This window comes from Actinomadura sp. NPDC048021 (assembly GCF_040653135.1).
In the GTDB taxonomy this organism is placed as follows: domain Bacteria; phylum Actinomycetota; class Actinomycetes; order Streptosporangiales; family Streptosporangiaceae; genus Spirillospora; species Spirillospora verrucosospora.
Genome location: NZ_JBEZJQ010000002.1, coordinates 275,237 through 302,216 on the forward strand (window position 1 = coordinate 275,237; position 26,980 = coordinate 302,216).

The following is a 26,980-nucleotide window of genomic DNA, read 5'->3' on the forward strand; positions in this document are numbered from 1 at the left end:
AGGTTTTCCGATGCTTCACGGCAGCCGGCCCCGCCGTCGGGGCAGGGCCGGTCACCGGGTGCCGGGGTTCAGCAGCCGGACGGGGTCGCGTCAGGGCCGGGGAGCGGGGCACGGTCGACGATCGCGGTGTCCAGAAGGGCGCTGGACTGGGTCGTGGTGCCCGGCACACCGAACGGGCCGCCCTTGCCCGCGACGACGTCGCGGGTGCCCAGGAAGCGGTGGCTCGCCCGGTCGAAGACGAGCTCGTCGCGGACGCCGTCCCGGGTGCGGGTGACCGCGACCCCGTGGCGTCCCGCGGCGTCGACACCGTCGTCCCTCAGCCGGACCCCGGGGATCTCGGCGATCGCGCGGTACAGCGCCGCGCGCACCCGGGGCGGCGCGGGCCGGTCGATCAGGTCGGACGCGGCCGCCCACTGCCGGTCGCCCCGGTCGCCCTCGCCCTGGTCCGCCAGGAGGTCGAGCAGGGCGCCGGTGTCGGTGGGCAGGGCTCCGAGGTAGGGGCGCTCGATCGGCGGCGACGCCGGGCAGGGGCCGACCACGCTCTCGCCGTCCGGCGGGAGCTCCTCGCCCGGACGCGGCCGGACCGAGTTCTTCTCGATGACGAGGCCGCTCCCCGCGCCGCCGGCGGGGAGCCAGGTCCGGGTGCGGACCTCGTACCAGCGGCCCGTGCCGCCGACCCGCCGCCGCGTCACGGTCTCCTGGTAGACGATCTGGTCGGCGCGGGGCGCCGGGGCGGCCGCCGCCCGGTCGGCGGCCCGGTCGAGGACGGCGGCGACCTCGGCCGTCCGCCCGGGTTCCCGGTGACCGGCGAGGAACGTGGCCACCACACCCGCACAGGCCGCGGCGGCGACGCCGGACAGCAGCAGCGGGCGCCGCCGCCGGACGGGCCCGCCGTACGCCCGCCGCCGCCAGCGGTTCTCGGCCCCGGTCACGTCGATGTCCGCGGGGACCTCGGAGCGCAGCCGCTCCACCAGCTTGAGCTCATCCATCGTGGTCCTCCTCGGCGAGGGCTTCGCGCAGCTTGCGGCGGATCCTGTTCATGCGGGACCGGACCGTCCCGGCGGGCACGGCGAGGGCTTCGGCGACCTCGTCGTAGGTCAGCCCCGCCCACGTCACCAGCAGCAGCACTTCGCGCTGCGCCGCGGGCAGACCGGCGATGGCCGCGGCGACCGCCCGCGACCGGGCGCCCGCCTGGACGCGGTCCTCGACCGCGTCCGTGAAGGGCTCGGTGACCGGGTCGAGTCCGTTGCGCGCGAGGGCGCGCAGGGCCCGCACCTCGGCGCGGCGGTGGCGGCGGATCAGGTTGGTCGCGATCCCGTAGAGCCACGGCCGCGCGTCGGGACGCGCCGCGTCGTAGCGGCGGCGGCGGTCGAAGGCGACGAGGAAGGTCTCGGCGACGACGTCCTCGGCGGCGTCCCGGCCCAGGCGCCGCGCCGCGTACCGCATGATCTCCGGGGCGTGCCGGCGGAACAGGCCCGCGAACCTCTCGGGCTCGGTCCGGGACGCGGCGATCAGGGACGCGTCGGTGGGGTCGTCATCGGCGGCGGGCTCGGGCCGCGGGGGCGAGGAGCGGCTCGTGGTCGGCATGCGCGGGCCTCTCGGTCGTGGACGTTTCACCCCCTCTTGCCCGTGCGGCCTCGTACGGGTCCCTCCGGTTCAGGAGCCGTCCTCGACGACGGCGGCGCGGGTCTCGCGTTCCGGCGCGCGGAGCAGGAGATAGCCGAGCAGGGCGCCGGCGATCTGGAACCCGGCGATCGCGAGGACCAGGCCGACCGGGCCGATCGCGTCGGCGGACGCGGCGGTCAGCGCGGCGCCGACCGCGGACGCGCCGATCTTGAGGCTGCCGGCCGTGGTGTTGACCTGCCCGAGCCGGTCGGGGGGCGACTCGCGCTGGCGCAGCATGAGCGTGGCCGCGAACACCGGCCCCTCCGCGACGCCCGCGGCGACGAACGCCGCCGTCGCCCACGGCAGGGAGGGCGTGACGGCGAGCGCGGCGAGCGACGCGCCGAACGCGACGAGTCCGGCGATCATGACGGGTTCGGCGTGCCGGGGCGTCAGCCACCGGCTGGACGCCAGGGAGCCGATCAGCGAGCCGACCGCCATCGCCACGAGGAGCCGCCCGCCCGCGCTGGGCGGCGCGCCGATGTGCTCGGCGAGCAGCACCGCCGTGACGGCGACGCCGCCGAAGCCCATCCACGCGAGGGTCGTCGCGACGGTCAGGCCCCGCAGCACCCGGCCCTGAGCCAGCACCACCAGCCCGCCTGTGATCACTGAGCCGACCCCGGCCGGCGGCGGCCGCGTCCGCGCGCCCGTCTCGGTCTCGATGGCCGCGGCCCGCCCGCCGACCGCGCCGGTGTTGGCCGCGGCCTCCACCGCCGCGGTGCCCGGCGCGTCCGCGTCGGCGCTCGCGGACGGGCCGGGGAAGGGCAGGAACGGGAGGGTCAGGAGACCGAGGACGCCGACCGCGACGACGGCGGTCCCGGCGTACTGGCCGCCGGCCAGGGCGGCCAGGCCGGCGGCGAGGCCGGGGCCGGCGATCCCGGCGAGGTTGTAGCTGGAGGCCTCCAGCCCGTAGGCGCGCGAGAGCCGGCCGGCCGGGACGAACCGGGGCAGCAGGCTGGTCAGCGCGACGACGATGGGCTCGGTGCAGCCGATCACGGCGGCGACGACCAGCGCCAGGGCGAGCGGCGAGCGTCCCGCGAGGACCAGCAGCAGCCCGGTCGCGGCGACGTAGCAGGCGGCGAGGGCGACGGCGCCGCGGCGGGGACGCGCCACCCGGTCCAGCGCGTTCCCGATCACGGGGCCGCTCAGCACGTACGGCAGCGTCATCGCGGTCTGCAGGTACCCGGCGGTGGCGGCGTGGCCGGTCCGCGCCTGGACGGTCAGGACCAGCGCGGTCGCGACGCCCTCGGCGGAGACGCGCAGCATCGTCGCCGAGGTGAGGTGGAGGGGCAGCCCCGCGTTCCTGCCGATCACCCTCGAATGGTGGCATATCGTCCGCCGCCTAGACTGCGGAGGGTGACGGCAGCGAAGACAGCGCACGAGCACCGGGTCACCAGCGAGGTCGGACGGCTGAGGACGGTGCTGCTGCACCGCCCCGGCGCGGAGCTCAAGCGGCTGACCCCGCGCAACAGCGACAAGCTCCTGTTCGACGCGATCCCGTGGGCGGGCCGGGCGCAGGAGGAGCACGACGCGTTCGCCGAGGCGCTGCGGTCGCGCGGCGTCGAGGTCCTGTACGTGACCGAGCTGCTGCAGGACGCCCTGGAGTACGAGGCCGCGCGCGAGCAGGCGATCGCCGACGCCATCGTCGACCTGCGCCTCGGAGACCAGCTTCGCCGCGTCGTCGAGGACCACCTGCGCGGGCTCGACCCCGAGAACCTCGCGCACACGCTGATCGCCGGGCTCGCGCACGAGGAGCTGAAGGCCGGGCACGGCCTGGTCTACCGGCTGATGGACGAGCGGGACTTCATCGTCGACCCGCTGCCGGGCCTGCTGTTCACGCGCGACAACAGCACGTGGATCGGCGACCGCGTGGCGGTGACGAGCCTCGCGATGGAGGCGCGGCGGCGCGAGTCGGCCCTCACCGGCCTGATCTACGCGCACCATCCGCGGTTCGCCGGGGTGGAGCCGGTCTACAGCCCGTCCCTGGAGCACCTGGAGGGCGGCGACGTCCTGCTGCTGCGCCCGGGTGTGATCGCCGTGGGCACCGGCGAGCGGACGACGCCGGCGGGCGTCGAGCGCCTGGCCCGCCAGGTGATCGGGGCCGGGCTGGCCCGCACGGTGCTGGCCGTGCCGATCGCGCAGGAGCGCGCCACCATGCACCTCGACACCGTCTGCACGATGGTCGACGTCGACACCGTCGTGATGTACCCGCCGGTGGCGCACTCGCTCACCGCCTACACGGTGACGCTGGACGACGGCCACCTGCGCGTCGCCGAGCCGCGCCCGTTCCTCCAGGCCGCCGCCGACGCGATGGGCCTGGACCGCCTCAAGGTGATCGACACCGGTCTCGACCCGGTCACCGCCGAGCGCGAGCAGTGGGACGACGGGAACAACACCCTCGCCGTGGCGCCGCGCCTGTGCGTCGCCTACGAGCGCAACATCGAGACCAACGCGCAGCTGGAGGCGTCCGGGATCGAGGTCATCCGGATCAGCGGGAGCGAGCTCGGGACGGGGCGGGGCGGTCCCCGCTGCATGTCGTGCCCGATCCTGCGCGAGGAGATCTGAGCCGCGCCCGGGGCGGCCGGGGAGAAGAGGGTTCTGCGTTCTTCCCGGCGCCGGGGGCTCAGAGGCGCGCGGCGCCGGGAAGAACCATCAACGCTCGCGATGTCGACGGGGGCACGACATCGCCCGAGCGTTGGAGAGGACCATACAAGGTCGGGCGGGGTTCCTTCCAGGCAGGGTCGCTCTATGCCGGATATGCCCGACTTGGAGCTACTTCACTCCTGGTTCCGTTGCAGAGGTCTTCATCCGGCTCGTCGAGCAGGTCCGGAAAGGCGGAGAGATCCGGAACGACGGCGTGCGCGCCGGCGGGAGCGGCCATCCGCTCGTCGCCGGACGACCTGGGCGTCCGCAGGATGGCCCAGACGGTCGTGGTGCCGTCCTCGTGGCGCACCCCCCAGCCCTCGGACAGCGCCTCGACGATGCCGAGCCCGCGCCCGCCGAGCGAGGAGAGCGTGCCCGGTCCCCGGCGCGGCTCGGTCATGGCGCCGCCGTCGCTGACCTCCAGTTCGAGGAGGTCGCCGCGGCAGAGCCAGCAGACCTTCACCTGGCCGGACGGCAGCGGCCGCGCGTGCCGCAGTGCGTTGCTGAGCAGCTCGCTGACGATGACACTGGCGTCGTCCACGACGGAGTCGTAGACGCCCGAATCGGCCAGCTCCGAGCTGAGGCGCCTGCGGGCGACCGCGACGCTGGACGGTGCGTGTGGTAGCAGTACGACGCTCGACGCCCTCACCTCCCCGATGCTCCGCTCACTCGGACGAGTCCCGTCATCACCCTTCCGGTACGTCCGAAATGCCCTGATGGCCATGACGGGAAACCAGGACGAACCAGTTCACCACCTGCACAACGAGTCATCAGCCGTCCGGTCACGGTGATCACCCCCGGGATCGGAATCTCGTCACCAACGGCGACCAACCAAGGATCTATCCAGCCAACGGCGGATTTACTCCTCGCGCACGCGTTTCGTCCGTCACACGCCGCCGTCACCGCACTTCTCCGCACCGTTCCCAGCCTGCCACCCCGCGAGACCGCCGAAAGCGCTGGTCACGCCCGTCTCACCGGACCGCCCGGGACGGACTGTCCGCACGGTAAGTAACCGTCCGCTCAGCGCGCCGAACGCAACACCAGGCGCATGCACGTCCCCTCGCCCGCCCGCGCGCCACCTGCGGGTCCCCGCCCGTTCGTGACGGAGAGTAGTCGACCCGCCTGTTCTTCGTGGGTGTTTTCAGAGGGATTTGACTGGTTATTCAGAGTTTGGGGGGTTTCGATGTGAGATGTCTCACGCTCGGCCGGGTGCGCGGAGATCGTGCCGCCCTGCGCCTCCGTCAGCCGTCTGACGATGTAGAGGCCGAGCCCGATGCCGCCGAACCGGCGGCGATCGCCCGCGTCGCCCTGGACGAACCGCTCGAAGATCCGCTCATGGTCGCCGACCGGGATGCCGATGCCCTCGTCGGAGACCGTGACGACGATGCCGGAACCCTCGCGGCGGGCCCGCACCCGCACGGTCCCGCCGTCCGGGGAGTACTTGAACGCGTTCTCCAGCAGCTGCCCGAGGACGATGTCGGTGGCCATCGCGTCCCCGCTGCACGGCGGCAGGTCGGGGGCGATCTCCAGCTCCACCCGGTGCAGCGGCGACAGCGAGCGGAACCCGGCGACCACGCCCTCCAGGACGCGGCCGAGATCGAACGGCTCGATCGTCACGGCCAGCTCGTCGGCCCCGGCGCGCGACCCGAGCAGCAGGTGCTCCACGAGCCGCCCGAGCGACTGGGCCCGCTCGGCGATGGTGGCGACCGCGGCGCGGCGGTCGGCGTCGGTCAGCTCGTCCCACCGGTTGACCAGCGTGGACGCGAACCCCTGCACGACCGTGATCGGGGTGCGCAGCTCGTGGCTGGTCGTGGCGAGGAACAGGTCCTTGGCCTCCTCCAGCGCCTTGGCCTCCGAGACGTCGCGGAAGTCGACGACCAGCTCGCCGGTCTCCTCGATCTCGGCGGCCAGCACGTTCAGCCACGTGCCCGACTCCAGGCGGAACGTGAGCATCTCGCCGAGATCGGGCATGTCGAAGGGCAGCGGGCGACCGATCGCGTCCTCCGGCGGGATGCCGGTCAGGGTGTGCGCGGAGTTGTTCCAGTGCCGGACGACGAGGTCGTGGTCCAGCACCGCGATGCCGTCGGCGCTGGAGTCGATGACGGCGCGCTCGTGGGCCCGCTGCCGGACGACCTCCGCGTAGGCGACGGCGTTGCCGACCGCGACCCCGGCGTGCCCGGCGAGCAGTTCCAGCAGTTCGAGCTCGGTGTGCCCGACCTTGCGTCCGGAGAACAGCGCGTACAGAGCGCCGTACGGCCGGTTCTGCAGGTACGACAGGCCGAGCGCGATCGTGTGCAGGCCGGGCAGCTCCGACCAGATCAGGTCGCCGAGGCGCCGCTCGCCCGTCGCGAGCTTGACGGTCTTGCCCGACCGCAGCAGCTCCCCGACCAGGCTCGGCCGCAGCTCGGCGCACCGGCCGCGCATCCGCTCCGGCAGCCCCGACATGCTGACCAGCCGCAGCCGCTCGCCCTCGATCTTGACGAATCCGCCCGCGTCGGCGCCGGTCAGCTCGATGAGCGCGGCGGTGATCCGGTCGAGCACGACGGCCAGGTCGAGCTCGGCGCCGAGGTCGGCGACGATGTCGTTCAGCCGCCGGACCAGCCGGGCCCGCTCGGTCATCCGGTTCTGGACGATCTCGTCGTCCTCGACCGGGTGGTACACCCCGACCCAGCCGAGCAGCGTGCCCCTCGGATCCTTCAGCAGGCTCGTGTCGATGCGCACGTCGATGAGCCGGCCCTCGCGGTGGAAGCGGCGGGTGGCGATCGAGATCTGCCCGCCGTCGGTCTCGCCCTCGCCGCCGCGCCGGGTGAGGAGCCGCTCCTGGACGGCGTTGTGCTCGGCCTTCAGCTCGTCGGGGACGATCGGCGGGACCCGGCCGAGCATCTCCTCGGCGCTCCAGCCGAACATGCGCTCGGCCGCCGGGTTCCACACGGTGACCCGGTGCCGCTGGTCCACGGCTACGATCGCGTCGGCGGCGCTCTCGATGACGGCCCGCGCGATCGGATCGTGCACGTGCTGATACACGTCTGTCATCGTGCCACCGCACTCCGGCATGGCGCCGGGCAACTTGCGCCGAAACTTGCTTTCGACCCAAACCTTACCGTCTGGTAAGCCTACCGATGAGCAGGGCCGCGACCCCCGCCACCAGGAACGACAGCAGCGAGGCGCTCATCCACGCCTGCGGCGTGAAGTGCAGCGCGTCCCGCACGTCCGACCAGAAAGCGGTCCACCGCGCGACCGTGCCCGGGTTGACGAGCTGGTAGACGACGAACCCGATCGCCCATGCCGCGATCATGCCCCAGCGGGACGGCGCGGTCCGCGAGACGTCCCAGCCGCCGGCCCGGCGGCGGCCGAGGAAGAAGTCGGCGGCGAGGACGCCCAGCATCGGCACGAACACCGATCCGATCAGCGACAGGAAGCCCGCGTAGTCGCCGATGTCGAGGACCAGCGCGAGCACGGTGATGCCGACGCCGAGCGCGACGCTCAGCACCCGGCGGTCGGCCCGGGGGAACAGGTTCTGGATCGACACCGCCGTGGAGTAGGTGTCGGCGAACGACTGGTCGGCCTCCCGCAGCACGAACACGGCGAAGAACACCACGCCCAGCGAGACGCCCAGGAACGGGTCGAAGATCCTGCTCGAGTCGCCCGCCACCAGCGCCAGCGCGAGCAGCCCGAGGACGTAGGCGACGATCTGCGTGACGGAGTAGCCGACGGCCGCGGCGCCGAAGGCCCCGCGCTCGGTGCGCGCGTGCCGGGTGTAGTCGGCGGCGACCGGGACCCAGGAGATCGACACGGCCAGCGCGGCGTCCGCGCCGAGCCAGAACCCGCCCCAGGAGCCCTGCGTCAGGTCGGGCAGCGGCTCCCGGACGAGCTGGACGTAGAAGTACACGAGCGCGATCGCCACGGCGACGGTCACGTAGCGGCGCAGCAGCCGCACCGAGCCGAGCGGCCAGACCGTCAGCACGGTGGTGATCGCGCCCGCGGCGACCACGTAGCCCCAGCGCGGGACGCCGTCCCACAGCTCGCGGGCGGCGTCGGCGATGACGATCAGCTCGAACGTCCCCCACCCGACGAGCTGGGCGATGTTGAGGACGGTCGGCGCGTACGACAGCTTCGCGCCGAACAGGCCGCGCAGCAGCACCATCGCGGGCTGCCCGGTCCGCGCGCCGGGCACGGCGGCCAGGCCGAGCATCAGCCCGCCGAGGGCCGTCCCGACGGCCATCGCGACGATGCCCGCCATGATCGAGATCGTGGGGCGGCCGCCGGCGTCCGGCGCGAGGACGGTGTAGGCGCCGGAGAAGGCCAGGAGGCTGACCCCGAGGTTCCCCCAGAAGGCGCTCTGGTCCCAGAAGCCGAGGACCTTGGGGGCCGGCTCGTCGAGGGTGAAGGGGACCTCGTCGGGGGCGCGCTCGCCCTGAGGGCGCTTTTCGACGTCGGACGTCACGGGACACACACTCCCTACGCCGGCATTACCCGGACAGGTTCATGCGGTCGGCGACGCCTTGGAGGCCGCCCTCTCAGCCCGGCTGTGGCCCGAGCTCCCGCGGTCATCGGTCAGGCCCGATCGTACAACCGCCCGTCACGCCCCAGAAGAGGGCAACCGGGTCAGATCACGCGAAAGTTTTCAGATCCCCCAGAGTCATCGAGCTCACGCAGCGACATCGACGCTCACGCGACGTCATCGACGCTCACGCGACGTCATCGACGCTCACGCGACGTCATCGACGCTCACGCGACGTCATCGACGCTCACGCAGCGACATCGACGCTCACGCAGCGACATCGACGCTCACGCGACGTACGGCGGACCGTCCCCCGCGCCCTCCATCGGCCGGCCGGCCTCGGCCCACCCGTGCATGCCGTCGCCGACGTTCCTCGCCAGCCACCCCGCCTGATTGAGCGCGGACGTGACCTGGGCGGACCGCGCCCCGGACCGGCAGATCACGTAGACCTCCCGGTCGCGGGGGATCTCGCCGGCGCGGTCGCCGAGATGGCGCATGGGGATGTGGACCGCCGCGGGCGCGTGGCCCGCGTCCCACTCGTCCTGCTCCCGGACGTCCAGCAGGTAGCCGTCCTGCGGAACATCCGCGGCGACCACGGCCGGCACGTCTTCCCCGAAATTCATCACACCCCCCATGGAACCGTGCGAAGCCCCCCTGCGTCGAATCACGCATGCGGTATCGGACGCTCGTTTTCGCAGCGCCCGGGCTGGCCTTGCTCCTGTCCACGGCCGCCTGCGGCGACGAACAGGCAAACGGAAACTCCGCCGGAGCGCCTTCGGGCACGACGTCCGTGCAGCCGTCCGGCTCACCGGCGGACACGCTCACCGTGCGGGTGAAGGCCTCCAAGGAGGCGCCCGCCGAGACCTGGAGGCTGACCTGCGCCCCGCCGGGCGGGGACCATCCCGAGGCGGCCGGCGCCTGCGCGGCGCTCACCAAGGTCAAGGATCCCTTCGCGCCCGTCCCCAAGGACCAGATGTGCACCAAGATCTACGGCGGTCCGGAGATCGCCACGGTCGAGGGCACCTGGCAGGGCAAGCGGATCGACACCACGTTCACCCGCGACGACGGCTGCCAGCTGCACCGCTGGAGCCAGATCGGCCCGGTCTTCGGGAACGTCCCGAAGGTCCGCTGATCCCGTCCCCGATCCTTCGTCCCGTCCGGACGAGCCATCCCCGTTCCGGCTCCGTCCCCGACTCCCGTCGCCAGGCCCCGGCACCCGCCGGGGCCTGGCCCGTCTCACGGCGCCCGGGGCCCGCTACTTGAGGAGGCGGGACATGCGGCGGTCGGCGAGCGGCTTGCCGCCCGTCTGGCAGGTGGGGCAGTACTGGAGCGCCGAGTCGGCGAACGACACCTCGCGCACCGTGTCCCCGCACACCGGGCATTTCTCGCCCGCGCGCCCGTGCACCCGCAGGCCGGTCTTCTTCTCGCCCTTGAGGTCCTGGGCTTCGAGGCCGCGCGAGCGCTCCACCGCGTCCCGCAGCGTGGTGACGATCGCCTCGTGCAGGACGGCGACGTCCTCCTCGGTCAGCGAGGACGCGATCTTGAAGGGGGACATCCTGGCGACGTGCAGCACCTCGTCGGAGTAGGCGTTGCCGATACCGGCGATCACCTTCTGGTCGCGCAGCAGCCCCTTGATCTGGCTGCGCTTGCCGTTGACGATCCCCGCCAGGGCGGCGGTGGTGAACGACTCGTCCAGCGGGTCGGGGCCGAGTGAAGCCACGCCGGGCACGTCGTCGGGGTCGCGGACGACGTAGACGGCGAGGCCCTTCTTGGTGCCGGCCTCGGTGAGGTCGAAGCCCGAGCCGTCGTCCAGGTGCACACGCAGGGCGAGCGGGTTCTTGCCTCCGGGCCGGACGGGCCTGGCCGGGATCTCGTCGCGCCAGCGCAGCCAGCCGGCGCGGGCGAGGTGGACGACGAGGTGCAGCCCGTCGACGTCGAGGTCGAGGAACTTGCCGTGCCGGGTCGCGCCGGTGACGGTCAGCCCGCCGAGCGCGGTCACCGGCGGGTCGTAGGTCTTCAGCGCGGAGATGGCGAGAACATCGACGCGGGCGACGGCATGGCCGACCGCGCGCTCCCGCAGGAACCCCGCCAGCGCCTCCACCTCAGGTAGCTCAGGCATGGGTTCAGTATCCGCGACGAGGCACGCTGCCGGAACGTCCGTCCACAGCCCTGTGGACGCCTGTGGAAAACCCTGGGGGCGGTGTGACCCGGATCTCGGAATCACCCATACCCCCCAGGGGTTGTCACGGGTGTCCGGTTATGGCAGCATGAGGCCCACGAGATACCCCCCAGGGGTAAAACACCGAGGGAGAAGACGATGAGCACCGCCACCTACACCGTCAGCGGAATGACCTGCGGCCACTGCGTGAGCTCGGTGACCGAGGAGGTCGAGCAGATCGCCGGTGTGACCGGCGTGGACGTCGACCTCCAGACCGGCAGGGTCACCGTCACGAGCGAGACCCCCCTCGACGACGCCCGGGTCAAGGACGCCGTCGAGGAGGCCGGATACCAGCTGACCTCCTGAGCGGACCGCGCCTCGCCCCCGCGGCGGGGTGCGTCCCTCGCAACACCGAGCGGAGTGAAACGGCAATGAACAGCGCGACCAGGCTGGGGGCCTACGCGGTGGGCCTGGCGGTCGTCTTCGGCGGCGCCGCGAGCGTCGGCAAGATCGTCGGCCCCGTCGGAGGAACCGCGAAGATGGCGTCCCACGAGAACGGCGAAGGCGGGCACGGCAGCGGAGGGCACGGCGGCGGAGGGCACGAGACCGCGGCGTCCCACGCGCCGGGCGGCCTCCAGGTGTCGGAGGACGGCTTCACGCTGGCCCCGCAGCGGACCGTCCTCACCGCCGGGGAGAAGACGGACTTCCGGTTCACGATCAACGGGCCGGACGGCAAGCCCGTCACCGGGTTCAAGCCGCTGCACGGCAAGCGCCTGCACCTGATCGTGGCGCGGCGCGACCTGTCCGGCTTCCAGCACGTGCACCCGACCGAGGCCGGGGGCGGCGTCTGGACCGTCCCGATCACGCTGGCCAAGCCCGGCGTGTACCGGTTCTTCACCGACATCCAGCCGGACGGCGCGAAGCGGCAGCTCACGCTCGGCACGGACGTGTTCGTCCCCGGCGACCTGAAGCCCGCGCCGCTGCCCGGGCCCGAGCAGGTCGCGAAGGTGGACGGCTACGAGGTGCGGCTCACCGGGGGCCTCACTCCCGGGAAGTCGACCGAGCTGACCCTGAGCGTGAGCAAGGACGGCAGGCCGGTCACCGACCTGGAGCCGTACCTTGAGGCGTACGGGCACCTCGTCGCGCTGCGGCAGGGCGACCTGGCCTACCTCCATGTCCACCCGGACGGGGAGCCCGGCGACGGCGAGACCGAGCCCGGCCCCGGGATCACGTTCTTCGCCGAGGCGCCCAGCTCCGGCGCGTACCGCCTGTACCTGGACTTCAAGCACGACGGCAAGGTCCGCACGGCCGAGTTCACGGTGCACGCCGGGAACGTCCCCGCCCAGGAACAGGGCGAGGAGCCCGAACCGGGCCACGACGACCGGCCCCACACCCACTGACGTTCCGATCGAGGCAGAGGAGGACGCGATGAGCACGGACGCTGTGTCCGGGCGTGTCGAGCTGGCGATCGGCGGTATGACGTGCGCGTCGTGCGCCAACCGCATCGAGCGGAAGCTCAACAAGATGGACGGCGTGACCGCCACGGTCAACTACGCCACCGAGAAGGCCAGGGTCGAGTTCGCGCCGGAGGTCTCGCCCGACGAGCTGATCGCCACGGTGGAGAAGGCGGGCTACTCCGCCGCCCTCCCCGCCCCGCCGAAGGCCGCCGGCGAGGCGGCCCCGGAGCCGGCCGACGAGCTGCGCCCGCTGCGGCAGCGGCTGGTCACCGCGGTGGTGCTGTCGATCCCGGTGATCGCGATGGCGATGGTCCCGGCGCTCCAGTTCGAGGCGTGGCAGTGGCTGTCGCTGACGCTCGCCGCCCCCGTCGTGGTGTACGCGGGCTGGCCGTTCCACCGGGCCGCGGCGGTCAACCTGCGGCACGGCACGGCGACCATGGACACGCTGATCTCGCTCGGCACGCTGGCCGCGTTCGCGTGGTCGCTGTGGGCGCTGTTCTTCGGCACCGCGGGAGAGCTGGGCATCAAGCACGGGTTCGAGTTCTCGATGACCCGCTCGGACGGGTCGATGAACATCTACCTGGAGGCCGCCTCCGGCGTGATCATGTTCATCCTCGCCGGGCGGTACTTCGAGACGCGCTCCAAGCGCCGTGCGGGCGCCGCGCTGCGCGCCCTGCTGGAACTCGGCGCCAAGGAGGTCTCGGTCGTCCGGGACGGCCGCGAGGAGCGGATCCCGGTCGACCGGCTGGCCGAGGGGGACCTGTTCGTCGTCCGCCCCGGCGAGAAGATCGCCACGGACGGCGCGGTCGAGGAGGGCTCGTCCGCCGTGGACGCGTCCATGCTGACCGGCGAGTCGGTCCCGGTGGAGGTCGGACCCGGCGACACCGTGGTCGGCGCGACCGTGAACGCGGGCGGCCGGCTGCTGGTGCGCGCCACCCGGGTCGGTTCCGGCACCCAGCTCGCGCAGATGGCGCGGCTGGTGGAGGACGCGCAGACCGGCAAGGCGCAGGTGCAGCGGCTCGCCGACCGGATCTCGGGCGTCTTCGTCCCGGTCGTGATCGCGCTGGCGCTCGGCACGCTCGGCTTCTGGATCGGCACCGGCGAACCCCTCGCCGGCGCCTTCACCGCCGCGGTCGCCGTGCTGATCATCGCCTGCCCGTGCGCCCTCGGCCTTGCCACCCCGACCGCGCTGATGGTCGGGACCGGGCGCGGCGCGCAGCTCGGCATCCTGATCAAGGGCCCGGAGGTGCTGGAGTCCACCCGCGCGATCGACACCGTCGTGCTGGACAAGACCGGCACCGTCACCACCGGCAAGATGGCCCTGGTCGACGTCATCACCGCCGACGGCGTCGCGGAGGAGGACGTGCTGCGGCTGGCGGGCGCGCTGGAGAACGCGTCCGAGCACCCCATCGCCCAGGCCATCGCCAGGGGCGCCGCCGAGCGGGTCGGAGACCTCGGCACGGTCGAGGACTTCGCGAACGTCGAGGGCCTCGGCGTCCAGGGGATGGTGGACGGCCACGGCGTCCTGGCGGGCCGCCCGCGGCTGCTCGCCGAGTGGTCGCAGCACCTCACGCCCGACCTCGAACGCGCCATGGAGAAGGCCCAGGCCCTCGGCCACACCGCCGTCGCGGTCGGCTGGGACGGCGAGGCCCGCGCGGTGATCACCGTCGCGGACCAGGTCAAGCCCACCTCCCGGGAGGCGATCGAGCGGCTGCGCGGGCTCGGGCTGCGTCCGGTCCTGCTGACCGGCGACAACGAGACGGTGGCCCGCACGGTCGCCGACGAGGTGGGGATCGAGGAGGTCATCGCCGACGTCCTGCCGCAGGACAAGGTGGACGTCGTCAAGCGCCTCCAGTCGGAGGGGCGGACGGTCGCCATGGTCGGCGACGGGGTCAACGACGCCGCCGCTCTGGCCCAGGCCGACCTCGGCCTGGCGATGGGCACCGGCACGGACGTGGCGATCGAGGCGTCCGACCTGACCCTGGTGCGCGGCGACCTGCGGGCCGCGGCCGACGCGATCCGGCTGTCGCGCCGCACGCTGGCCACGATCAAGGGCAACCTGTTCTGGGCCTTCGCCTACAACGTGGCCGCCCTGCCCCTCGCGGCGTCGGGCCTGCTCACCCCGATGATCGCCGGAGGCGCCATGGCGTTCTCCTCGGTCTTCGTGGTCACGAACAGCCTGCGCCTGCGGCGTTTTAACTGATCACGGGGCGTGCCGTGTCGGGACGGGGGCCCGACACGGCACGCCCCGTTTGGTCAACGCGTCGCTCCGGCTTCGCACGCGATCGCGACAGCTGAGGTCGTTGCGTGGCGGGTGCACCGGTCCATGTGAGCGCCCCGGCGCCGGGTCTTCGGGCTCGGTGCCGGGGCTTCGCGCTTTGTCAGGGGCGCAGGCGAGTGAGGAACAGGGCGAGGGCCGGGTCGGCGGCGGCCTCGTCCAGGGACTCGGTGAGGGTCTCGGCGTAGGTGGGGGCGGCCTTGTCCTGGACGGCGCGGCCCTCGTCGGTGATGACGGTGTAGACGCCGCGGCGGTCCTTGGGGCACATCGCGCGGCGGGTGAGGCCGGCGGACTCCAGGCGCGCGACCAGGCGGCTGACCGAGCTCTGGTTGAGGCCGATCAGGTCGGCGAGCTCCTGCATGCGCAGCTCCCCGTCCTCGGCGCGGGCGAGGTGGCACAGCGCGCGGTACTCCGACAGGCCGATCCCGTGGCGGCGCTGGAGTGCCTTGGCGAGCCGGTGCTCGACCCGTCCGTGAAGCACGACGATGCCGTCCCACAGCGTGCCGTCCGCCATGGCCTCGGTGCCAGCGCTCATCGCGCACCCCACTTTCTCTTGACGCCAGTTTACCCGCGATGCCAACATGTGCATGTACATACAACTCATGCAGATGCATAAAAGTGCCCGGCGCCCGACCGGAGGGACAGGACGATGACCAGCCCCCTGCTCGCCCCGTACGAAGGCCCCCACCTCAGGCTGCGCAACCGGATCGCGATGGCGCCGATGACGCGGGGCCGCGCCGACGACGCGACCGGCGTCCCCCACCCGCTGACCGCGGAGTACTACGCCCAGCGCGCGACCGCGGGGCTGATCGTCACCGAGGGGATCTGGCCGCACCCGCTCGGCAAGGGCGGGCCCGGCATCCCCGGCCTGGTGACGGAGGAGCAGGTCGCCGGGTGGCGCGAGGTGACGGACGCCGTGCACCGGGAGGGCGGGACGATCTTCGCCCAGCTCTGGCACGTGGGCCGGATGTCCCATCCGCTCATCCTTCCGGGCGGCGCGGCCCCCGTGGCGCCCTCGGCGGTGCGCATCCGGTCCGCGGGCATCCACACCAGGGAGGGGAACGTCCCCCACGTCACGCCGCGCGCCCTGACGACCGCCGAGGTCGAGGAGACGATCGCCGCGTTCGCGGCCGAAGCGCGCAACGCCGTCCGGGCCGGGTTCGACGGCGTCGAGGTGCACGGCGCGAACGGCTACCTCGTCCAGCAGTTCCTGGCCGAGAACACCAACCGGCGCACCGACCGGTTCGGCGGCTCCCGCGAGGGCCGGCTGCGCTTCGCGCTCGACGTCGTGCGGGCCGTCGCGGACGCGGTCGGGCCGGAGCGGGTCGGGCTGCGCGTCTCCCCCGGCAACCCGGAGAACGAGATCGCCGAGGAGGACCCCCGGGGCACCTACCGCGCCCTCGTGGACGCCCTCGACCCCCTCGGCCTGGCCTACCTGCACGTCATCGAGCGCGGCGCGTACGGGGCACTGGCCGACCTGCGGCCCCGCTGGTCGGGCACGCTGATCGGGAACTTCAACGGCCCCGAGCCGACGTCCCGGAGCGCCGGCGAGGAGGTCGTCGCGGCGGGCCTGGCCGACGTCTTCTCCTACGGCCGCCTCTTCATCTCCAACCCCGACCTCCCCGCGCGGTTCGCGGCGTCGGCTCCGCTCGCCGGCGCCGTGGAGGATCTCGTCTACGGAGGCCACGCCGAGGGCTACGTCGACTATCCCCCGCTCGCCCGGGTGTGACGGCTCAGGACTCCACGGACCAGAAGGCCACTTCGTGCCGCATGCCCTCCATGAAGAGGCGTTCCGCGGTCGCGGGGTCGGGGTCCGCCTCGTCGATCATCTGGGCGATGCGGGCGGCGAGGTCCGCGAAGCCGGGGTCGGCGTAGGTGTCGACCCAGCGGCGGTAGCGGGGCTCGGCCGGCGGGTTCTCGGCGAGGATCCGCCCGAGCGTGGAGTAGCCCCACATGCAGGGGTACAGGGCCGCGAGGCCGTCGCCGTACACGGCGGCGCTCTCCAGCAGGAAGGACGTGTAGGCGGCGCACGCGGGCCCCTTCCGGGCGCCGTCGAGGTCGGCGGCGAAGCTCGCGGAGAGGGAGCGGTGCAGGTCGAGCTCATCGTGGAAGGTGGCGTGGGCCAGGTCGACCAGGTCGCCTAGGTGGGCGTCGGGGGCCTGCCACGCGAGGCGCGAGAACACCCGCACGTAGTCGTGCAGGAAGAGGTAGTCCTGCTCCAGCCATGAGCGGAACACGGCCTCGTCGAGGTTGCCTTGGGCGATGCCCTTCACGGTGGGGTGCTGGAGCTGCTCGTCCACCAGCGGGCGGCCGAGTTCCTCCAGGTGCGCGGCGAGACTCATGGCGCCAGTCTGCCGCAGACACGACCAGGGCCCCGCCGGGTCGTGCGACCCGGCGGGGCCCTGGTCTTGCACCGGTGTGCGGGTCGCCTCTCGGCGAAAGGCACAACACGGCTCCAGCCGAACGGTATTCCGTGAAGGCGAAAGGTGAGGCCCGGGGACACCAGGCACACCGGCTGTCATGTGTAACCGACGGGCCCCGGGGATTGTTCCCGGCTCCCGAGATCCGCGAAGGTCCCGGTCCGGCGGATGGTGTGCCAGCGCAGGCGCGCCCCCAGCAGCGCGGTCACCACGGACTGCACCACGACCAGGTACATGAGCTGCCGGTAGACGAACTGCTGGAGCGGCAGCGCCCACAGCGGGCGGACGGACTCGCCGTCCAGCCACAGGGCGTAGGCGCCGGCGGCCGCCTGCGCGGCGACGAAGAGCGTCCAGGAGACGACCGGGACCAGCGGGTCGAGGAAGATCAGCCCGAACACCGCGAACAGGTCGATGGCCGGGGCGAACAGGGGCAGCAGCACCTGGAACACCGTCAGGTAGGGCAGGCAGCGGCGGCCGAACCGCCCCGAGCCGCCGCGGTCGACGACGGAGCGCCGGTGCTTCCACATCGCCTGCATCGTCCCGTAGCACCAGCGGTACCGCTGCCTCCACAGCTGCCGCAGCGACGCCGGCGCCTCCGTCCAGGCCAGGGCCTTCTCCTCGTAGACCACGCGCCGCCCCGTGCGGCAGATCGCCATGGTGAGGTCGGTGTCCTCGGCGAGCGTGTCGCCCGGGACCCCGCCCACCTCGGCGAGGACGGAGCGACGGAACCCCCCGATCGCGCCCGGCACGGTCGGCATGCACTGCAGGAGGTCGAACATCCGCCGGTCGAGGTTGAAGCCGATGACGTACTCGATGTGCTGCCAGCGGCCGAGGAGGCCGCCCCGGTTGGCGACCTTGGTGTTGCCGCTGACCGCGCCCACCTCCGGGTCCGCGAAGGGCGCGATCAGGTGCCGGAGGGTGTCGCGCTGGAAGACGGTGTCGCCGTCCACCAGCACGAGGATCTCCGACCGCGCCGCGGCGACGCCCGCGTTGAGCGCGCTCGGCTTGCCCCCGTTCGGCTTGCGGAGGAGCCGCACCCCGGGCAGGCGCAGGGACTCGACGATCGCGGCGGTGCCGTCGGTCGACCCGTCGTCCACCACGATCACCTCGACGGTGCCCGGATAGTCGGTGTTCAGCAGCGTGGTCACCGTCGCCGCGATGCCGGCCTCCTCGTTGTAGGCCGGGACGACCACGGAGACGGGCGGGAACGGGTCCGGCGGCAGCCCGCCGGGCGGCGGGGGCGGCCCGGTCGGCCTGCGCCGCCGGCCCGCGGGCCGCCGCACCCGGCGCATGTGGACGTGCGCGAACACCAGCAGCGCCACGAGGCGCAGCACGCAGAGCAGGCCCGCGACCCCGAAGACCGCGCTCATGCCGCCGGTCAGCCCGGACGCGGCGCGCTGGGCGGTCACCAGCGTCCAGCCGACGGCCCGCTCGCGCGCGGGCACCGCGACCTCGGCGCGCGGCATGTCCAGTGCCTGCGCGAGCGTGGTGAAGCGGTAGCCCTGCGGCTGGAGCCGGTCGAGGATCCGCCCGACCGCCGCGACCGTCTCGGACCGGTCGCCGCCCGAGTCGTGCAGCATCACGACGGCGCCCTCGCCGCGCGCCCCCGCCGCCAGCGCCCGCTGGACGATCGTCTCGGTTCCGGGACGCGACCAGTCCTCGGTGTCGCGGTCGGTGAGGACGACGATGTAGCCGTCCCCTCCCGCCCGTTCGGCCGCGCGCCACTCGGGCGCGGTCAGGCCGTCCGGGCGGGAGGAGTACGGCATCCGCATCAGCCTGGTGTGGACGCCCGCCGCGCCCGCCAGCGCGCGTTGGGTGAGGTCCATCTCCAGGCGCGCCCGCCAGCGCGGCGCGGCGGCGAGGTCGGCGTGCGTGTAGGTGTGCGAGCCGATCTCGTGGCCCTCGCGGAGGATGCGGCGGGTCAGCGCCGGCTCGCGGGCCACGTGCGAGCCGACGGTGAAGAACGTGGCGTGCGCGTCGTGGCGGCGCAGGACGTCCAGGATCCGCGGCGTCCACTCGGGGTCGGGCCCGTCGTCGAACGTCAGCGCGATCGTCTTCGGGGGCATGCGGCGGCTCTTCGGGACGCCGCCGGAGAGGTTGACGACGGGACCGCCCTCGGTCACCCGTGACGGCACCGCCCCGGAATGCCCCGGATCGGCCCGCGGGGCCTCGCCGACGGTGCCGCCCGCGAAGCCGTCCATCAGCAGGAGGACGGCCAGCACCAGGCCGCCGAGCGAGAGCAGGATCCAGTGCCCCCGCGGTTCCCCGCGCCCCATGTCAGCCGTTCTTCTTCTTGTGTCCCCACGCGGGGGGCGTCGCCTGCGACCTGCCCGGCGCGCTCGTGGTGGTGCTCGTCGCCGTCGCCGCCGGCGGAGCCGCGGGAGCCGACGGCGCTGCGGGCGCCCCGGACGGCGCGGGAGCCGCCGACGCCCCGGGCCCGGCGGGCACCGCCGGCGGGCGCGGGGACCGGACGCCCGGTCCGGTGGGCAGCGGACGCGCGGCAGGAGCCCGCTCACCCGCCTTCCCCGCCGGGACGCTCGGGCGGTTCACCTTCGCCCGCGGCTGGGCGGACGGCTCGCTCCACGGCGTCAGCGGAACGTCGGCGCCCGTGGTCAGGCCGAGGCCGAGCGCGCCCAGGAACACCAGCAGCACCGCGCCGACGAGCAGGCCCAGCCGGCGTCCGAGCCGCGCCCGCCACCCGGTCGCGTCGACGAAGACGGGCATCGCCTCGGCCTCTTCCAGCGGAACGGGCTCCGCGAGAGGCCGGGGCGGCGGCGGAGCGACCGGCGCTATGCCGGTGACAAGCAGTTCGTCCCGGTCGTGCGAGGCATTGCCGATCATCTTCGTCCGTCATCTCGTGCGAGGGGGCCGGGGCGGCCGGGCGGGAGGGGTTTTCACTCCATCAGCGCGAACCCGCGCGTACGTGTCACACCACAACGGGAATGCCTGCACAATGGCGCGGTGGACGAGGACGAGCTCGGCCGGGCTCTGCGGGCGGCGCAGGACGGCGACGAGGAGTCCTTCCGCATGCTCTACCGCGACGTGCAGCCCCGCCTGATCCGTTTCGCCGGGGCCATCGTCGGCGCGGACGCGGAGGACGTGACGTCGGAGGCGTGGCTGCAGATCGCCCGTGACCTCCCGGCGTTCCGCGGCGACCTCGACGGGTTCCGCGGCTGGACCGCGACGATCACCCGGCACCGGGCGCTGGACCACCTGCGCCGCAAGTCCCGCCGCCCCGGCTCCGACCTCCCGGTCGAGGAGCTGGTCGCGATGGCCGCCGATGCCGACACCGAGCTGGACGCCATGGACGGCCTCGCCACCGAGCGGGCGCTCCGGCTGATCGCCGACCTGCCCCGGGACCAGGCCGAGGCGGTGCTGCTGCGCGTCGTCGTGGGCCTGGACGCCAAGACGGCGGGCAAGGTGCTCGGCAAGCGCGCGGGCGCCGTGCGGACCGCGGCCTACCGGGGCCTGCGGCGGCTCGCCGAGCGGCTGCCGGCGTCCCGCGCGGACGCGGCCGACGGCGCGCCGGGCTCCCGCCCCCTCGTCCAGGGTGACAGAAGCGGCGGCAGCGGCGCTGAAGGGGTGATATGAGCGACGACACCGAGCCCGGACGGCTGGACCCGCGCGCCGCCGAGCGGCTGCTCGACGGCGCCGGCGGCCACGCCGAGCTGCGCGAACTGCTCGCGGCGGCCTCCGCGCCGGCCCGCCCCGGTGAGCTCGCGGGAGAGGACGCCGCCGTCGCCGCCTTCCTGGCCGCCCCCCGGCCGGCCCGCCGCTCCCGGGCCGCGGCCCTGCGCCGGTTCCTGACCGTCAAGGTCATCGCGGTGGTGGGCGGCTCGATCCTGCTGTCCGGCGGCGTGGCCTTCGCGACCGGGAACTTCCCCGGTCAGGAGGCGGCGCCCGGGCCCTCGTCGACGCCTCACGAGCGCAAGACCCGCGAGCCGGGCGGCGGCCCCGGGTCCCGCCCCTCGCAACGTCCCGGCATCGAGCCGTCGCCCAGGCCCTCCCGGGAGGAGGGCAGGGCCGAGGGCGAGGGCGAGGGCGAGACCGGCAAGACGTCCGCGCCCGGCCTGCAGAAGAAGACCACGGGCACGAAGACGAAGCCGACGCCTCCCCGCGGTCCGGGGAGCAACAACGGCACGACCCGCCCGACCGCCCCGATCAAGACGAGCAACCCGAACAAGAAGAACGGCACCCTGGGCAACGGGGGCGCCGGCGACGCCCCGCAGGGCGGAAACCACGGTGGCTCCCGGACCGACGCCCCCCTCGGCGGCGGCGGCGGCCGGTGAGCGGCGGTCAGAGGCAGCCCTCGAACTGGGGCACCCGCACGTCCGACAGGTCCAGGCCCGACGAGCCGAACCACCTGTGCATGATCGCCGCCATCGTCCCGTCCTGGTACATCCGGGTGATGGCCCTGTTGAGCGCCTCGCAGCCGTCGGGGTCGCCACGCCGGACGGCGATGCCCGTCCGCCGCTCGCCGAACCGGGCGTTCAGCAGCCGGAACCCGGCGCCCCACCGCGCCCTCAGCCCGGCCAGGATGGTGTCGTTCGTGGTGATGGCGTCGATGCGGCCGCCCGCCAGCATGCGCATGCACTCGTCGTAGGAGCGCGCGGCCACCGGCACGGCCGGCACCTGCCGCTCGACCGTCACCGCCTCGGCCGCGCCCGAGCCGGTGACGGCGCAGATCCGGCGCCCTTTCAGGTCGCGGACGCCGTGCACGCCGCGCTCGCCGGCGCGGACCAGGATGTCCTGGTACGACAGGAGGTACGGGCCCGCGAACGCGAGCCGCTGCTTCCATTCCGGTTCGATCCAGAATGTCAGGACCATGTCGACGTCCCCGTCGCGAAGCAGCCGTTCCCGGTCCCTCGCCAGCGCGGGGACGAAGCGGACCTTCTTCCCCATCCGCGCGGCGAGGTAGCGGGACACGTCCACGTCCAGGCCTTCGAACGCGCCGTCCGGGCGCCGGAAACCGATGCCCGGCAGGTCCGGGCGCACGCCCGCGGTCAGCGTCTCCCCGTCGAGGATGGACGCCGAATCGCGTCCGGCGCACCCGCCGGTCAGCAGGAGGGCCGCCAGCGCCGCCGCGATCGGTCGCCGCATCCCTCGCCCTCCGCCCACGGCCCCGGCCGGTCGGGCAGGGCGCAACCGTCATCACGGTGGCAGGCGGCCGGACGTCCCTCCACCCGGTGACCGCATCCGGTCCTCCCGCCGCCGCCCGCCGCCACGGCCTTCCGAGGCGCCGTAAAGATCCCGTAAACGGTGTCCGCGAAGCTGCGAGCACAGGAAACGACGACGGTGAAACCGGACCCGAGGGGGAGATCATGCGTAAGTTCACGCTTCAGGTGCAGGTCAGCGCGGACGGCTACATGGCCGGTCCGAACGGCGAGATGGACTGGATGCGGTTCCCCTGGACCGACGACATCAGCCGGTACATCGACGCGCTGATGCGGCCGGTCGACTGCATCGTGCTGGGCCGCAAGCTCGCCGAGGGGTTCATCCCGGCCTGGGAGTCGGGGCCGGAGGGCGAGACGCAGGAGGCCATCGACCAGATGAACGACACGCCCAAGGTCGTCATCTCCGACAGCCTCACCGCCTCGCCCTGGAAGAACGCCGAGATCGCGGGCGGCGACCTCACCGAGATCGTGAACGGGCTGAAGGCCCGCCCCGGCGGCGACCTGATCGCCTACGGGGGCGGCACGCTGGTCCGGGACCTGATCGCCCGGGGCCTGCTCGACGACCTCTACCTGTTCGTCAACCCGACCGCGATCGGCACGGGCATGCCGGTGTTCCCGGAGGGCGGCTACCAGCGGCTCGACCTCGTGGAGTCGCGCCTGTTCGACTGCGGCATCGCCGTCATGCACTACACGCCGAAGGCCGCCTGACCGGCGGCGCGGGCCGTCCGGCCCCCGGCGATCGCCCGGGGCCGGTCGCCCGACCGTCCCGTCACTGCAGGAGGTGGCGCAGCTCTCCGCCGTCGCCGACGGAGCGGTAGTAGCAGGTGGGCCTGGCCTCCCCGGACGGAAGGTTCGTGTGGCAGGCGCCGCCGGTGGTGCGGTTGACGAGGTAGAGCAGGGAGTTCTGCTCGCAGTTCACGCGGACGTCGACCAGCTGGAGGACGTCGCCCGAGGTCGCGCCCTTGCGCCACAGCTCGTTGCGGGACGTCGACCACAGGACCGCGATCCGCTCCTCCAGCGTGGCCTTGAGGGCCTGGTCGTTCGCGTATCCGATGAACAGGACGTCGCCGCTGCCCGCGTCCTGGAGGACCACCGGGACGACCCGCGCCCCGGTCGCCGCGACGCCCGCCAGCTTGTCGAAGTCCAGGGTGAGCCGGGTGCCTTCTTCGAGTTCGTTCACCCCGCCATCCTGCCCGCCCGCGGCGCCGGCCGTCGCGCTGACACGTCACCCCCGCCGGCGGAGGAGGGCCGCCGTGGCCTCGTCGGCGGGCAGGAACGCTTCGAGACGAAGCTCGGAGAGCGTGACGTCCACGGCGGTCGCGAACGAGGTCAGCGTGGTGATCAGGCGCAGCTCCCCGCCGGGGACCCGCAACCGGAGCGGGACGGCGAACCCCAGGTGGTCGCCCGGCGACTCCACCGGGGGCAGGTAGCCGTCCAGCTCGTCGATGAGCTCCGACAGGCCCGGATCGGGAGCCTGCCGCGCCTGGTCGCGGAGGCTGCCGGTGATGTGCCGCCCCCATTCGGCGAGGTTCTCGACGCGGCGGGCCATCCCGTCCGGGTGCAGGGCGAGGCGGAGCACGTTGACCGGCGGTTCCAGCAGCGCGGGCGCGGCGCCCTCGACGAGGACGCCGAGCGCCGGGTTGGCGGCGACGAGTTCGCCGTGCGGCCGGACGACGACCGCCGGGTAGGGCATGTGACCGGCGAGGATGCGGTCGAGGGCCTCGCGCACCGGCCCCAGCTCGGGGGCGTCCAGGCGCGACTCGGTGTAGACCGGCGCGTATCCGGCGGCGAGCAGGAGCCCGTTGCGCTCCCGCAGCGGCAACTCCAGGGACTCGGCGAGCCGCACCACCATGGCGCGGCCCGGCCGGGAGCGCCCCTGTTCGAGAAAGCTCAGATGACGCTGCGTCGTGTCGGCCCTGATGGCCAGTTCGAGCTGGCTGAGGCGGCGCCGCGCCCGCCAGCCGCGCAGGTCGCGGGCGAACTGCCCGGGCTCCGCCACCTTTGTCATGCCCCCATTCAAACCGGACGTTCGCGGCGTCGCCATTCCCTGGAGGGAATCGCGGAGTCGCACCCGCGGCTCGCAGACTGCCGGACATGCCGATCGATGTGAAGCAGGTTGCCGACCGTTACCTCGCCCAGTGGAACGAGCCCGACCCCGCGGCGCGGAGCGCGCTGATCCGCGAGCTGTGGGCGCCTGACGCGCTCCACGTGCTGGTCAACCCGCCGGAGGAGGTCCGGGACGCCGCCGCGGCGCTCGCCGTGCCCGCGCCGCCCCTGGAGGTCCACGGGCACCACGCCCTGGACGCCCGGGTCGCCAGGGCCTACGAGATGTTCGTCGCGCCGGGCGAGCACGTCTTCGAGATCGCCGAGGAGCCCTCCGTTCTGCTGCCGCACGTGGTCGCGGTCCGCTGGTCGATGGTGACCGTCGACGGCGGCGAGGCCGTCGGCGGCGGGCTGGACGTCCTCTACCTGGACGAGGACGGCCGCGTCCGCACCGACCACCAGTTCGTCGGAACGCGGTGACGCGCCGCGCGGGGAGGGGCGGCCGTCAGGACGGTCGCCCTCCCCGCGCAGGGCGAGGGCGCCGAGCGGTCATCCGGCCAGGATCGACCGCACCGTCGCGGCCACGACACGGCCCGTCTCCTCCGCGTCCAGGCGCTCGGCGCGGGTCTCCTCGGCGGCGCCGTGCAGGACGTACTGCACGACGTTGACCAGCCAGGTGATCGGCAGGTCGGTGCGGAACACCCCTTCCTCCTGGCCCCGGCGGACGATGGCCTCGACGCGCTCCGCGGGATCGGCGTGCAGTTCGCGGACGCGTCCCGCCGGGAGGGCCTCCTGCGCCGCCGCCAGCAGCGCCCTCGACTCGGCCACGAGGGACCAGCTCGACTCCACCAGCCGCGCGAGCGCCTCCCGCGGGTCGCCGGACAGGTCGACGTCCGACAGCACCGCGTCCCCCGCGCGCAGGGCGTCGACCAGGGCGGCCTCCACCAGTTCGGCCCGGTTGCGGAAGTGGCCGTAGAGCGTCATCCGCCCGACCCCGGCCGCCTTGGCGATGTCGTCGGTGCTCGCGCCCGGGTCCGTGCTCAGGCACTCGCGCGCCGCGGACACGATGCGGGCGATGTTGCGCTCGGCGTCGGCGCGCCGGCGCCGGCCGGTGGTGGCGGAGGGCATGCCGCATCTTAACTCGTATGTCGCCGTACGCGTTATTCTGCTATATCTCGTATGAAGCTGTACGAGTTAAGGAGTCGTCATGGCAGAAGACGTCCACCCCCCGGCCGCGCCGCCCCATCCGCTGCGCTGGCGCGTCCTGGGATTCCTCGGCGTGGCCCAGCTGATGCTGATCCTCGACGTGACGGTCGTCGCGATCGCGCTGCCGCACATGGAGGCCGACCTGGACCTCGGCCGCCAGGCCGTGACCTGGACGGTCAGCGCCTACACCCTGGCGTTCGGCGGCCTCATGCTGCTCGGAGGGCGGGCCGCCGACCTGTTCGGGGCCCGGCGCGTCGTCCTGGCCGGACTGCTGGTCTTCACGGCCGCGTCGCTGGTCACCGGCCTGGCCGGGTCGTCCGCCCTGCTGCTGGGCGGGCGCGTGGCCCAGGGCGTGGGGGCGGCGCTGCTGTCGCCGTCGGCCCTCTCCCTCGTCGTCACCCTGTTCCAGGACGACGAGCGGAACAAGGCGCTCGGCGTCTGGTCGGCGCTGGGCGGCGGCGGGGCCGCCCTCGGCGTCCTGCTGGGAGGAGCGCTGACCGCCGGTCCCGGCTGGCCCTGGGTGTTCTTCGTCAACGTCCCCATCGGACTGGTGATCTTCGCCGCGCTCGCCCGGATGCTGCCGCGCCACCGGCCGGCCGCGCCCCGCCCCCGCCTCGACGTCCTCGGCGCGCTGCTCGTCACCGCCGCGTCCGGCGCGCTGATCTACGCGTTCATCCGCGCCGGGGACGACGGCTGGCTCAGCCCCGGCACCGGGTGGCCGGCGCTGCTCGCCGTGCTCGGCTACCTCGCGTTCGCCGCCCGGCAGAAGACCGCCCGCTCGCCCATGATGGACGTCGCGCTGCTGGTGCGCCGGCCGGTCGCCACCGGCACGTTCCTGATCGTGATGGCGACCGCCCTGATGATCGCGATGTTCTTCCTCGGCACGTTCTACTTCCAGCACGCCCGGGACTACGGCGCGCTGCGCACCGGCCTGCTGTTCCTGCCCATCGCGGTCGCGACGATGACCGGCGCCAACCTCACCGGCCGGTTGATCGCCGCGGCGGGTCCGCGGCGGCTCGCCGTGGCCGGGCTCGTCATAACCGCGGCGGGCATGGCCCTCCCCGCCTTCTCCCTCCACCCCGTGACCGTCGTGATCGGCACCGCGGTCGCGGGTGCGGGGACCGGGGCGATGTTCGTCGTCGCCTCCGCGACGGCCCTCGGCCAGGTCGCGCCGCACGAGGCCGGCATCGCGTCCGGGATCGTCAGCACGTTCCACGAGTTCGGGGCCTCGGTCGGGGCCGCCGTCATCTCCAGCGTCGCGGCCGCGAGCCTCACCGGCGACACCCTCGACGGCTTCACGGACGGCTTCGTCCTCGCCGCCGTCACCGCCGCCGTCGCGACCCTCGCGGCCGGCGTCCTGACACCGCCCCGTCCGCGCCGCCCGGCCGAACCGGGACCGGTGGACGCTTGACCCTGACGCGCGGGTCAAGGGTTAGCT

General features: G+C 73.6%; 27 protein-coding genes and 1 riboswitch. Of the genes, 11 read left to right on the forward strand and 16 right to left on the reverse strand.

What is annotated here, in order from left to right:
• Positions 1 to 68 precede the first annotated feature (68 nt).
• From AB0C87_RS04535 to AB0C87_RS04545, 3 genes are all read right to left on the reverse strand, one after another.
• The gene (locus AB0C87_RS04535) at positions 69 to 989 is read right to left on the reverse strand and encodes a CU044_5270 family protein (RefSeq protein ID WP_345171665.1); all 921 of its coding nucleotides are present in this window, start codon (positions 987 to 989) and stop codon (positions 69 to 71) included.
• On the reverse strand, positions 982 to 1,587 hold the full coding sequence (locus AB0C87_RS04540) for an RNA polymerase sigma factor (RefSeq protein ID WP_345171667.1): 606 nt from the start codon (positions 1,585 to 1,587) through the stop codon (positions 982 to 984). The genes AB0C87_RS04535 and AB0C87_RS04540 overlap by 8 nt, the downstream gene beginning before the upstream one ends.
• Positions 1,588 to 1,656: 69 nt before the next feature.
• Positions 1,657 to 2,976, reverse strand: coding sequence for an MFS transporter (locus AB0C87_RS04545; protein ID WP_360576539.1), 1,320 nt, complete (start codon positions 2,974 to 2,976; stop codon positions 1,657 to 1,659).
• A 42-nt stretch (positions 2,977 to 3,018) separates the two neighbouring features.
• On the opposite strand from AB0C87_RS04545, the gene AB0C87_RS04550 reads away from it, so the two are divergent.
• Positions 3,019 to 4,227: an arginine deiminase gene (locus tag AB0C87_RS04550; protein WP_345171671.1), complete on the forward strand. Its 1,209-nt coding sequence runs from the start codon at positions 3,019 to 3,021 to the stop codon at positions 4,225 to 4,227.
• A 181-nt stretch (positions 4,228 to 4,408) separates the two neighbouring features.
• Here the strand turns inward: AB0C87_RS04550 and AB0C87_RS04555 are convergent, their stop codons facing one another.
• The 4 genes from AB0C87_RS04555 to AB0C87_RS04570 all read right to left on the reverse strand — a co-directional run bounded on the left by AB0C87_RS04555 (position 4,409) and on the right by AB0C87_RS04570 (position 9,429).
• Complete coding sequence (locus AB0C87_RS04555) at positions 4,409 to 4,954, reverse strand: ATP-binding protein (RefSeq protein ID WP_345171673.1); 546 nt, start codon at positions 4,952 to 4,954, stop codon at positions 4,409 to 4,411.
• Positions 4,955 to 5,325: 371 nt separating this feature from the next.
• Positions 5,326 to 7,338: a PAS domain-containing protein gene (locus tag AB0C87_RS04560; protein ID WP_345171675.1), complete on the reverse strand. Its 2,013-nt coding sequence runs from the start codon at positions 7,336 to 7,338 to the stop codon at positions 5,326 to 5,328.
• A gap of 64 nt (positions 7,339 to 7,402) precedes the next feature.
• The gene (locus AB0C87_RS04565) at positions 7,403 to 8,749 is read right to left on the reverse strand and encodes a cytosine permease (RefSeq protein WP_345171677.1); all 1,347 of its coding nucleotides are present in this window, start codon (positions 8,747 to 8,749) and stop codon (positions 7,403 to 7,405) included.
• A riboswitch (TPP riboswitch) is annotated at positions 8,743 to 8,860 on the reverse strand. Its footprint overlaps the gene before it by 7 nt.
• A gap of 233 nt (positions 8,861 to 9,093) precedes the next feature.
• Positions 9,094 to 9,429: a rhodanese-like domain-containing protein gene (locus AB0C87_RS04570; protein WP_353833406.1), complete on the reverse strand. Its 336-nt coding sequence runs from the start codon at positions 9,427 to 9,429 to the stop codon at positions 9,094 to 9,096.
• A gap of 209 nt (positions 9,430 to 9,638) precedes the next feature.
• Here AB0C87_RS04570 and AB0C87_RS04575 point away from each other — a divergent pair, with 209 nt between their 5' ends.
• Entirely contained in the window at positions 9,639 to 9,938 is a 300-nt protein-coding gene (locus AB0C87_RS04575; protein ID WP_360576541.1) for an SSI family serine proteinase inhibitor, read from the forward strand.
• A gap of 123 nt (positions 9,939 to 10,061) precedes the next feature.
• Here AB0C87_RS04575 and AB0C87_RS04580 read toward each other — a convergent pair whose 3' ends face one another.
• Entirely contained in the window at positions 10,062 to 10,925 is an 864-nt protein-coding gene (locus AB0C87_RS04580) for a DNA-formamidopyrimidine glycosylase family protein (RefSeq protein WP_345171683.1), read from the reverse strand.
• Between the two features lie 198 nt (positions 10,926 to 11,123).
• On the opposite strand from AB0C87_RS04580, the gene AB0C87_RS04585 reads away from it, so the two are divergent.
• From AB0C87_RS04585 to AB0C87_RS04595, 3 genes are all read left to right on the forward strand, one after another.
• Positions 11,124 to 11,330, forward strand: a complete 207-nt coding sequence (locus tag AB0C87_RS04585) for a heavy-metal-associated domain-containing protein (protein WP_141579550.1) — start codon at positions 11,124 to 11,126, stop codon at positions 11,328 to 11,330.
• A gap of 65 nt (positions 11,331 to 11,395) precedes the next feature.
• Positions 11,396 to 12,364: a hypothetical protein gene (locus AB0C87_RS04590; protein WP_353833405.1), complete on the forward strand. Its 969-nt coding sequence runs from the start codon at positions 11,396 to 11,398 to the stop codon at positions 12,362 to 12,364.
• A gap of 28 nt (positions 12,365 to 12,392) precedes the next feature.
• Positions 12,393 to 14,624 (forward strand): heavy metal translocating P-type ATPase, encoded by a 2,232-nt coding sequence (locus AB0C87_RS04595; protein ID WP_360576544.1) that lies wholly within the window; start codon positions 12,393 to 12,395, stop codon positions 14,622 to 14,624.
• A gap of 178 nt (positions 14,625 to 14,802) precedes the next feature.
• On the opposite strand, the gene AB0C87_RS04600 is transcribed toward AB0C87_RS04595, so the two are convergent.
• Positions 14,803 to 15,234, reverse strand: a complete 432-nt coding sequence (locus AB0C87_RS04600) for a MarR family transcriptional regulator (RefSeq protein ID WP_360576546.1) — start codon at positions 15,232 to 15,234, stop codon at positions 14,803 to 14,805.
• Between the two features lie 114 nt (positions 15,235 to 15,348).
• Here AB0C87_RS04600 and AB0C87_RS04605 point away from each other — a divergent pair, with 114 nt between their 5' ends.
• Entirely contained in the window at positions 15,349 to 16,428 is a 1,080-nt protein-coding gene (locus AB0C87_RS04605) for an alkene reductase (RefSeq protein ID WP_360576548.1), read from the forward strand.
• A 4-nt stretch (positions 16,429 to 16,432) separates the two neighbouring features.
• On the opposite strand, the gene AB0C87_RS04610 is transcribed toward AB0C87_RS04605, so the two are convergent.
• From AB0C87_RS04610 to AB0C87_RS04620, 3 genes are all read right to left on the reverse strand, one after another.
• Positions 16,433 to 17,041, reverse strand: a complete 609-nt coding sequence (locus tag AB0C87_RS04610; RefSeq protein ID WP_353833401.1) for a transcriptional regulator — start codon at positions 17,039 to 17,041, stop codon at positions 16,433 to 16,435.
• Between the two features lie 176 nt (positions 17,042 to 17,217).
• The gene (locus AB0C87_RS04615) at positions 17,218 to 19,395 is read right to left on the reverse strand and encodes a glycosyltransferase (RefSeq protein WP_360576550.1); all 2,178 of its coding nucleotides are present in this window, start codon (positions 19,393 to 19,395) and stop codon (positions 17,218 to 17,220) included.
• Position 19,396: 1 nt separating this feature from the next.
• The gene (locus AB0C87_RS04620; protein ID WP_360576552.1) at positions 19,397 to 19,960 is read right to left on the reverse strand and encodes a hypothetical protein; all 564 of its coding nucleotides are present in this window, start codon (positions 19,958 to 19,960) and stop codon (positions 19,397 to 19,399) included.
• Between the two features lie 120 nt (positions 19,961 to 20,080).
• On the opposite strand from AB0C87_RS04620, the gene AB0C87_RS04625 reads away from it, so the two are divergent.
• The gene (locus AB0C87_RS04625; protein ID WP_345171700.1) at positions 20,081 to 20,710 is read left to right on the forward strand and encodes an RNA polymerase sigma factor; all 630 of its coding nucleotides are present in this window, start codon (positions 20,081 to 20,083) and stop codon (positions 20,708 to 20,710) included.
• Entirely contained in the window at positions 20,707 to 21,408 is a 702-nt protein-coding gene (locus AB0C87_RS04630) for a hypothetical protein (RefSeq protein WP_360576554.1), read from the forward strand. Before AB0C87_RS04625 ends, AB0C87_RS04630 begins: the two co-directional genes overlap by 4 nt.
• A 7-nt stretch (positions 21,409 to 21,415) precedes the next feature.
• Here the strand turns inward: AB0C87_RS04630 and AB0C87_RS04635 are convergent, their stop codons facing one another.
• On the reverse strand, positions 21,416 to 22,219 hold the full coding sequence (locus tag AB0C87_RS04635; RefSeq protein ID WP_360576556.1) for a transporter substrate-binding domain-containing protein: 804 nt from the start codon (positions 22,217 to 22,219) through the stop codon (positions 21,416 to 21,418).
• A 221-nt stretch (positions 22,220 to 22,440) separates the two neighbouring features.
• Here AB0C87_RS04635 and AB0C87_RS04640 point away from each other — a divergent pair, with 221 nt between their 5' ends.
• Positions 22,441 to 23,001: a dihydrofolate reductase family protein gene (locus AB0C87_RS04640; RefSeq protein WP_360576558.1), complete on the forward strand. Its 561-nt coding sequence runs from the start codon at positions 22,441 to 22,443 to the stop codon at positions 22,999 to 23,001.
• A gap of 61 nt (positions 23,002 to 23,062) precedes the next feature.
• Here the strand turns inward: AB0C87_RS04640 and AB0C87_RS04645 are convergent, their stop codons facing one another.
• Both AB0C87_RS04645 and AB0C87_RS04650 read right to left on the reverse strand, forming a co-directional pair.
• Positions 23,063 to 23,473 carry a phosphoribosyl-AMP cyclohydrolase gene (locus AB0C87_RS04645; protein ID WP_345171708.1) on the reverse strand — a complete coding sequence of 137 codons (411 nt, stop codon included), beginning with the start codon at positions 23,471 to 23,473 and terminating at the stop codon, positions 23,063 to 23,065.
• Between the two features lie 45 nt (positions 23,474 to 23,518).
• Positions 23,519 to 24,301 carry a helix-turn-helix transcriptional regulator gene (locus AB0C87_RS04650; protein WP_360576560.1) on the reverse strand — a complete coding sequence of 261 codons (783 nt, stop codon included), beginning with the start codon at positions 24,299 to 24,301 and terminating at the stop codon, positions 23,519 to 23,521.
• Between the two features lie 86 nt (positions 24,302 to 24,387).
• Here AB0C87_RS04650 and AB0C87_RS04655 point away from each other — a divergent pair, with 86 nt between their 5' ends.
• The gene (locus AB0C87_RS04655; RefSeq protein WP_345171712.1) at positions 24,388 to 24,816 is read left to right on the forward strand and encodes a hypothetical protein; all 429 of its coding nucleotides are present in this window, start codon (positions 24,388 to 24,390) and stop codon (positions 24,814 to 24,816) included.
• A 69-nt stretch (positions 24,817 to 24,885) separates the two neighbouring features.
• Here AB0C87_RS04655 and AB0C87_RS04660 read toward each other — a convergent pair whose 3' ends face one another.
• Entirely contained in the window at positions 24,886 to 25,464 is a 579-nt protein-coding gene (locus AB0C87_RS04660; protein WP_345171714.1) for a TetR/AcrR family transcriptional regulator, read from the reverse strand.
• Between the two features lie 79 nt (positions 25,465 to 25,543).
• Between AB0C87_RS04660 and AB0C87_RS04665 the strand changes: the two genes are divergently transcribed.
• The gene (locus AB0C87_RS04665; RefSeq protein ID WP_345171716.1) at positions 25,544 to 26,953 is read left to right on the forward strand and encodes an MFS transporter; all 1,410 of its coding nucleotides are present in this window, start codon (positions 25,544 to 25,546) and stop codon (positions 26,951 to 26,953) included.
• Positions 26,954 to 26,980 lie beyond the last annotated feature (27 nt).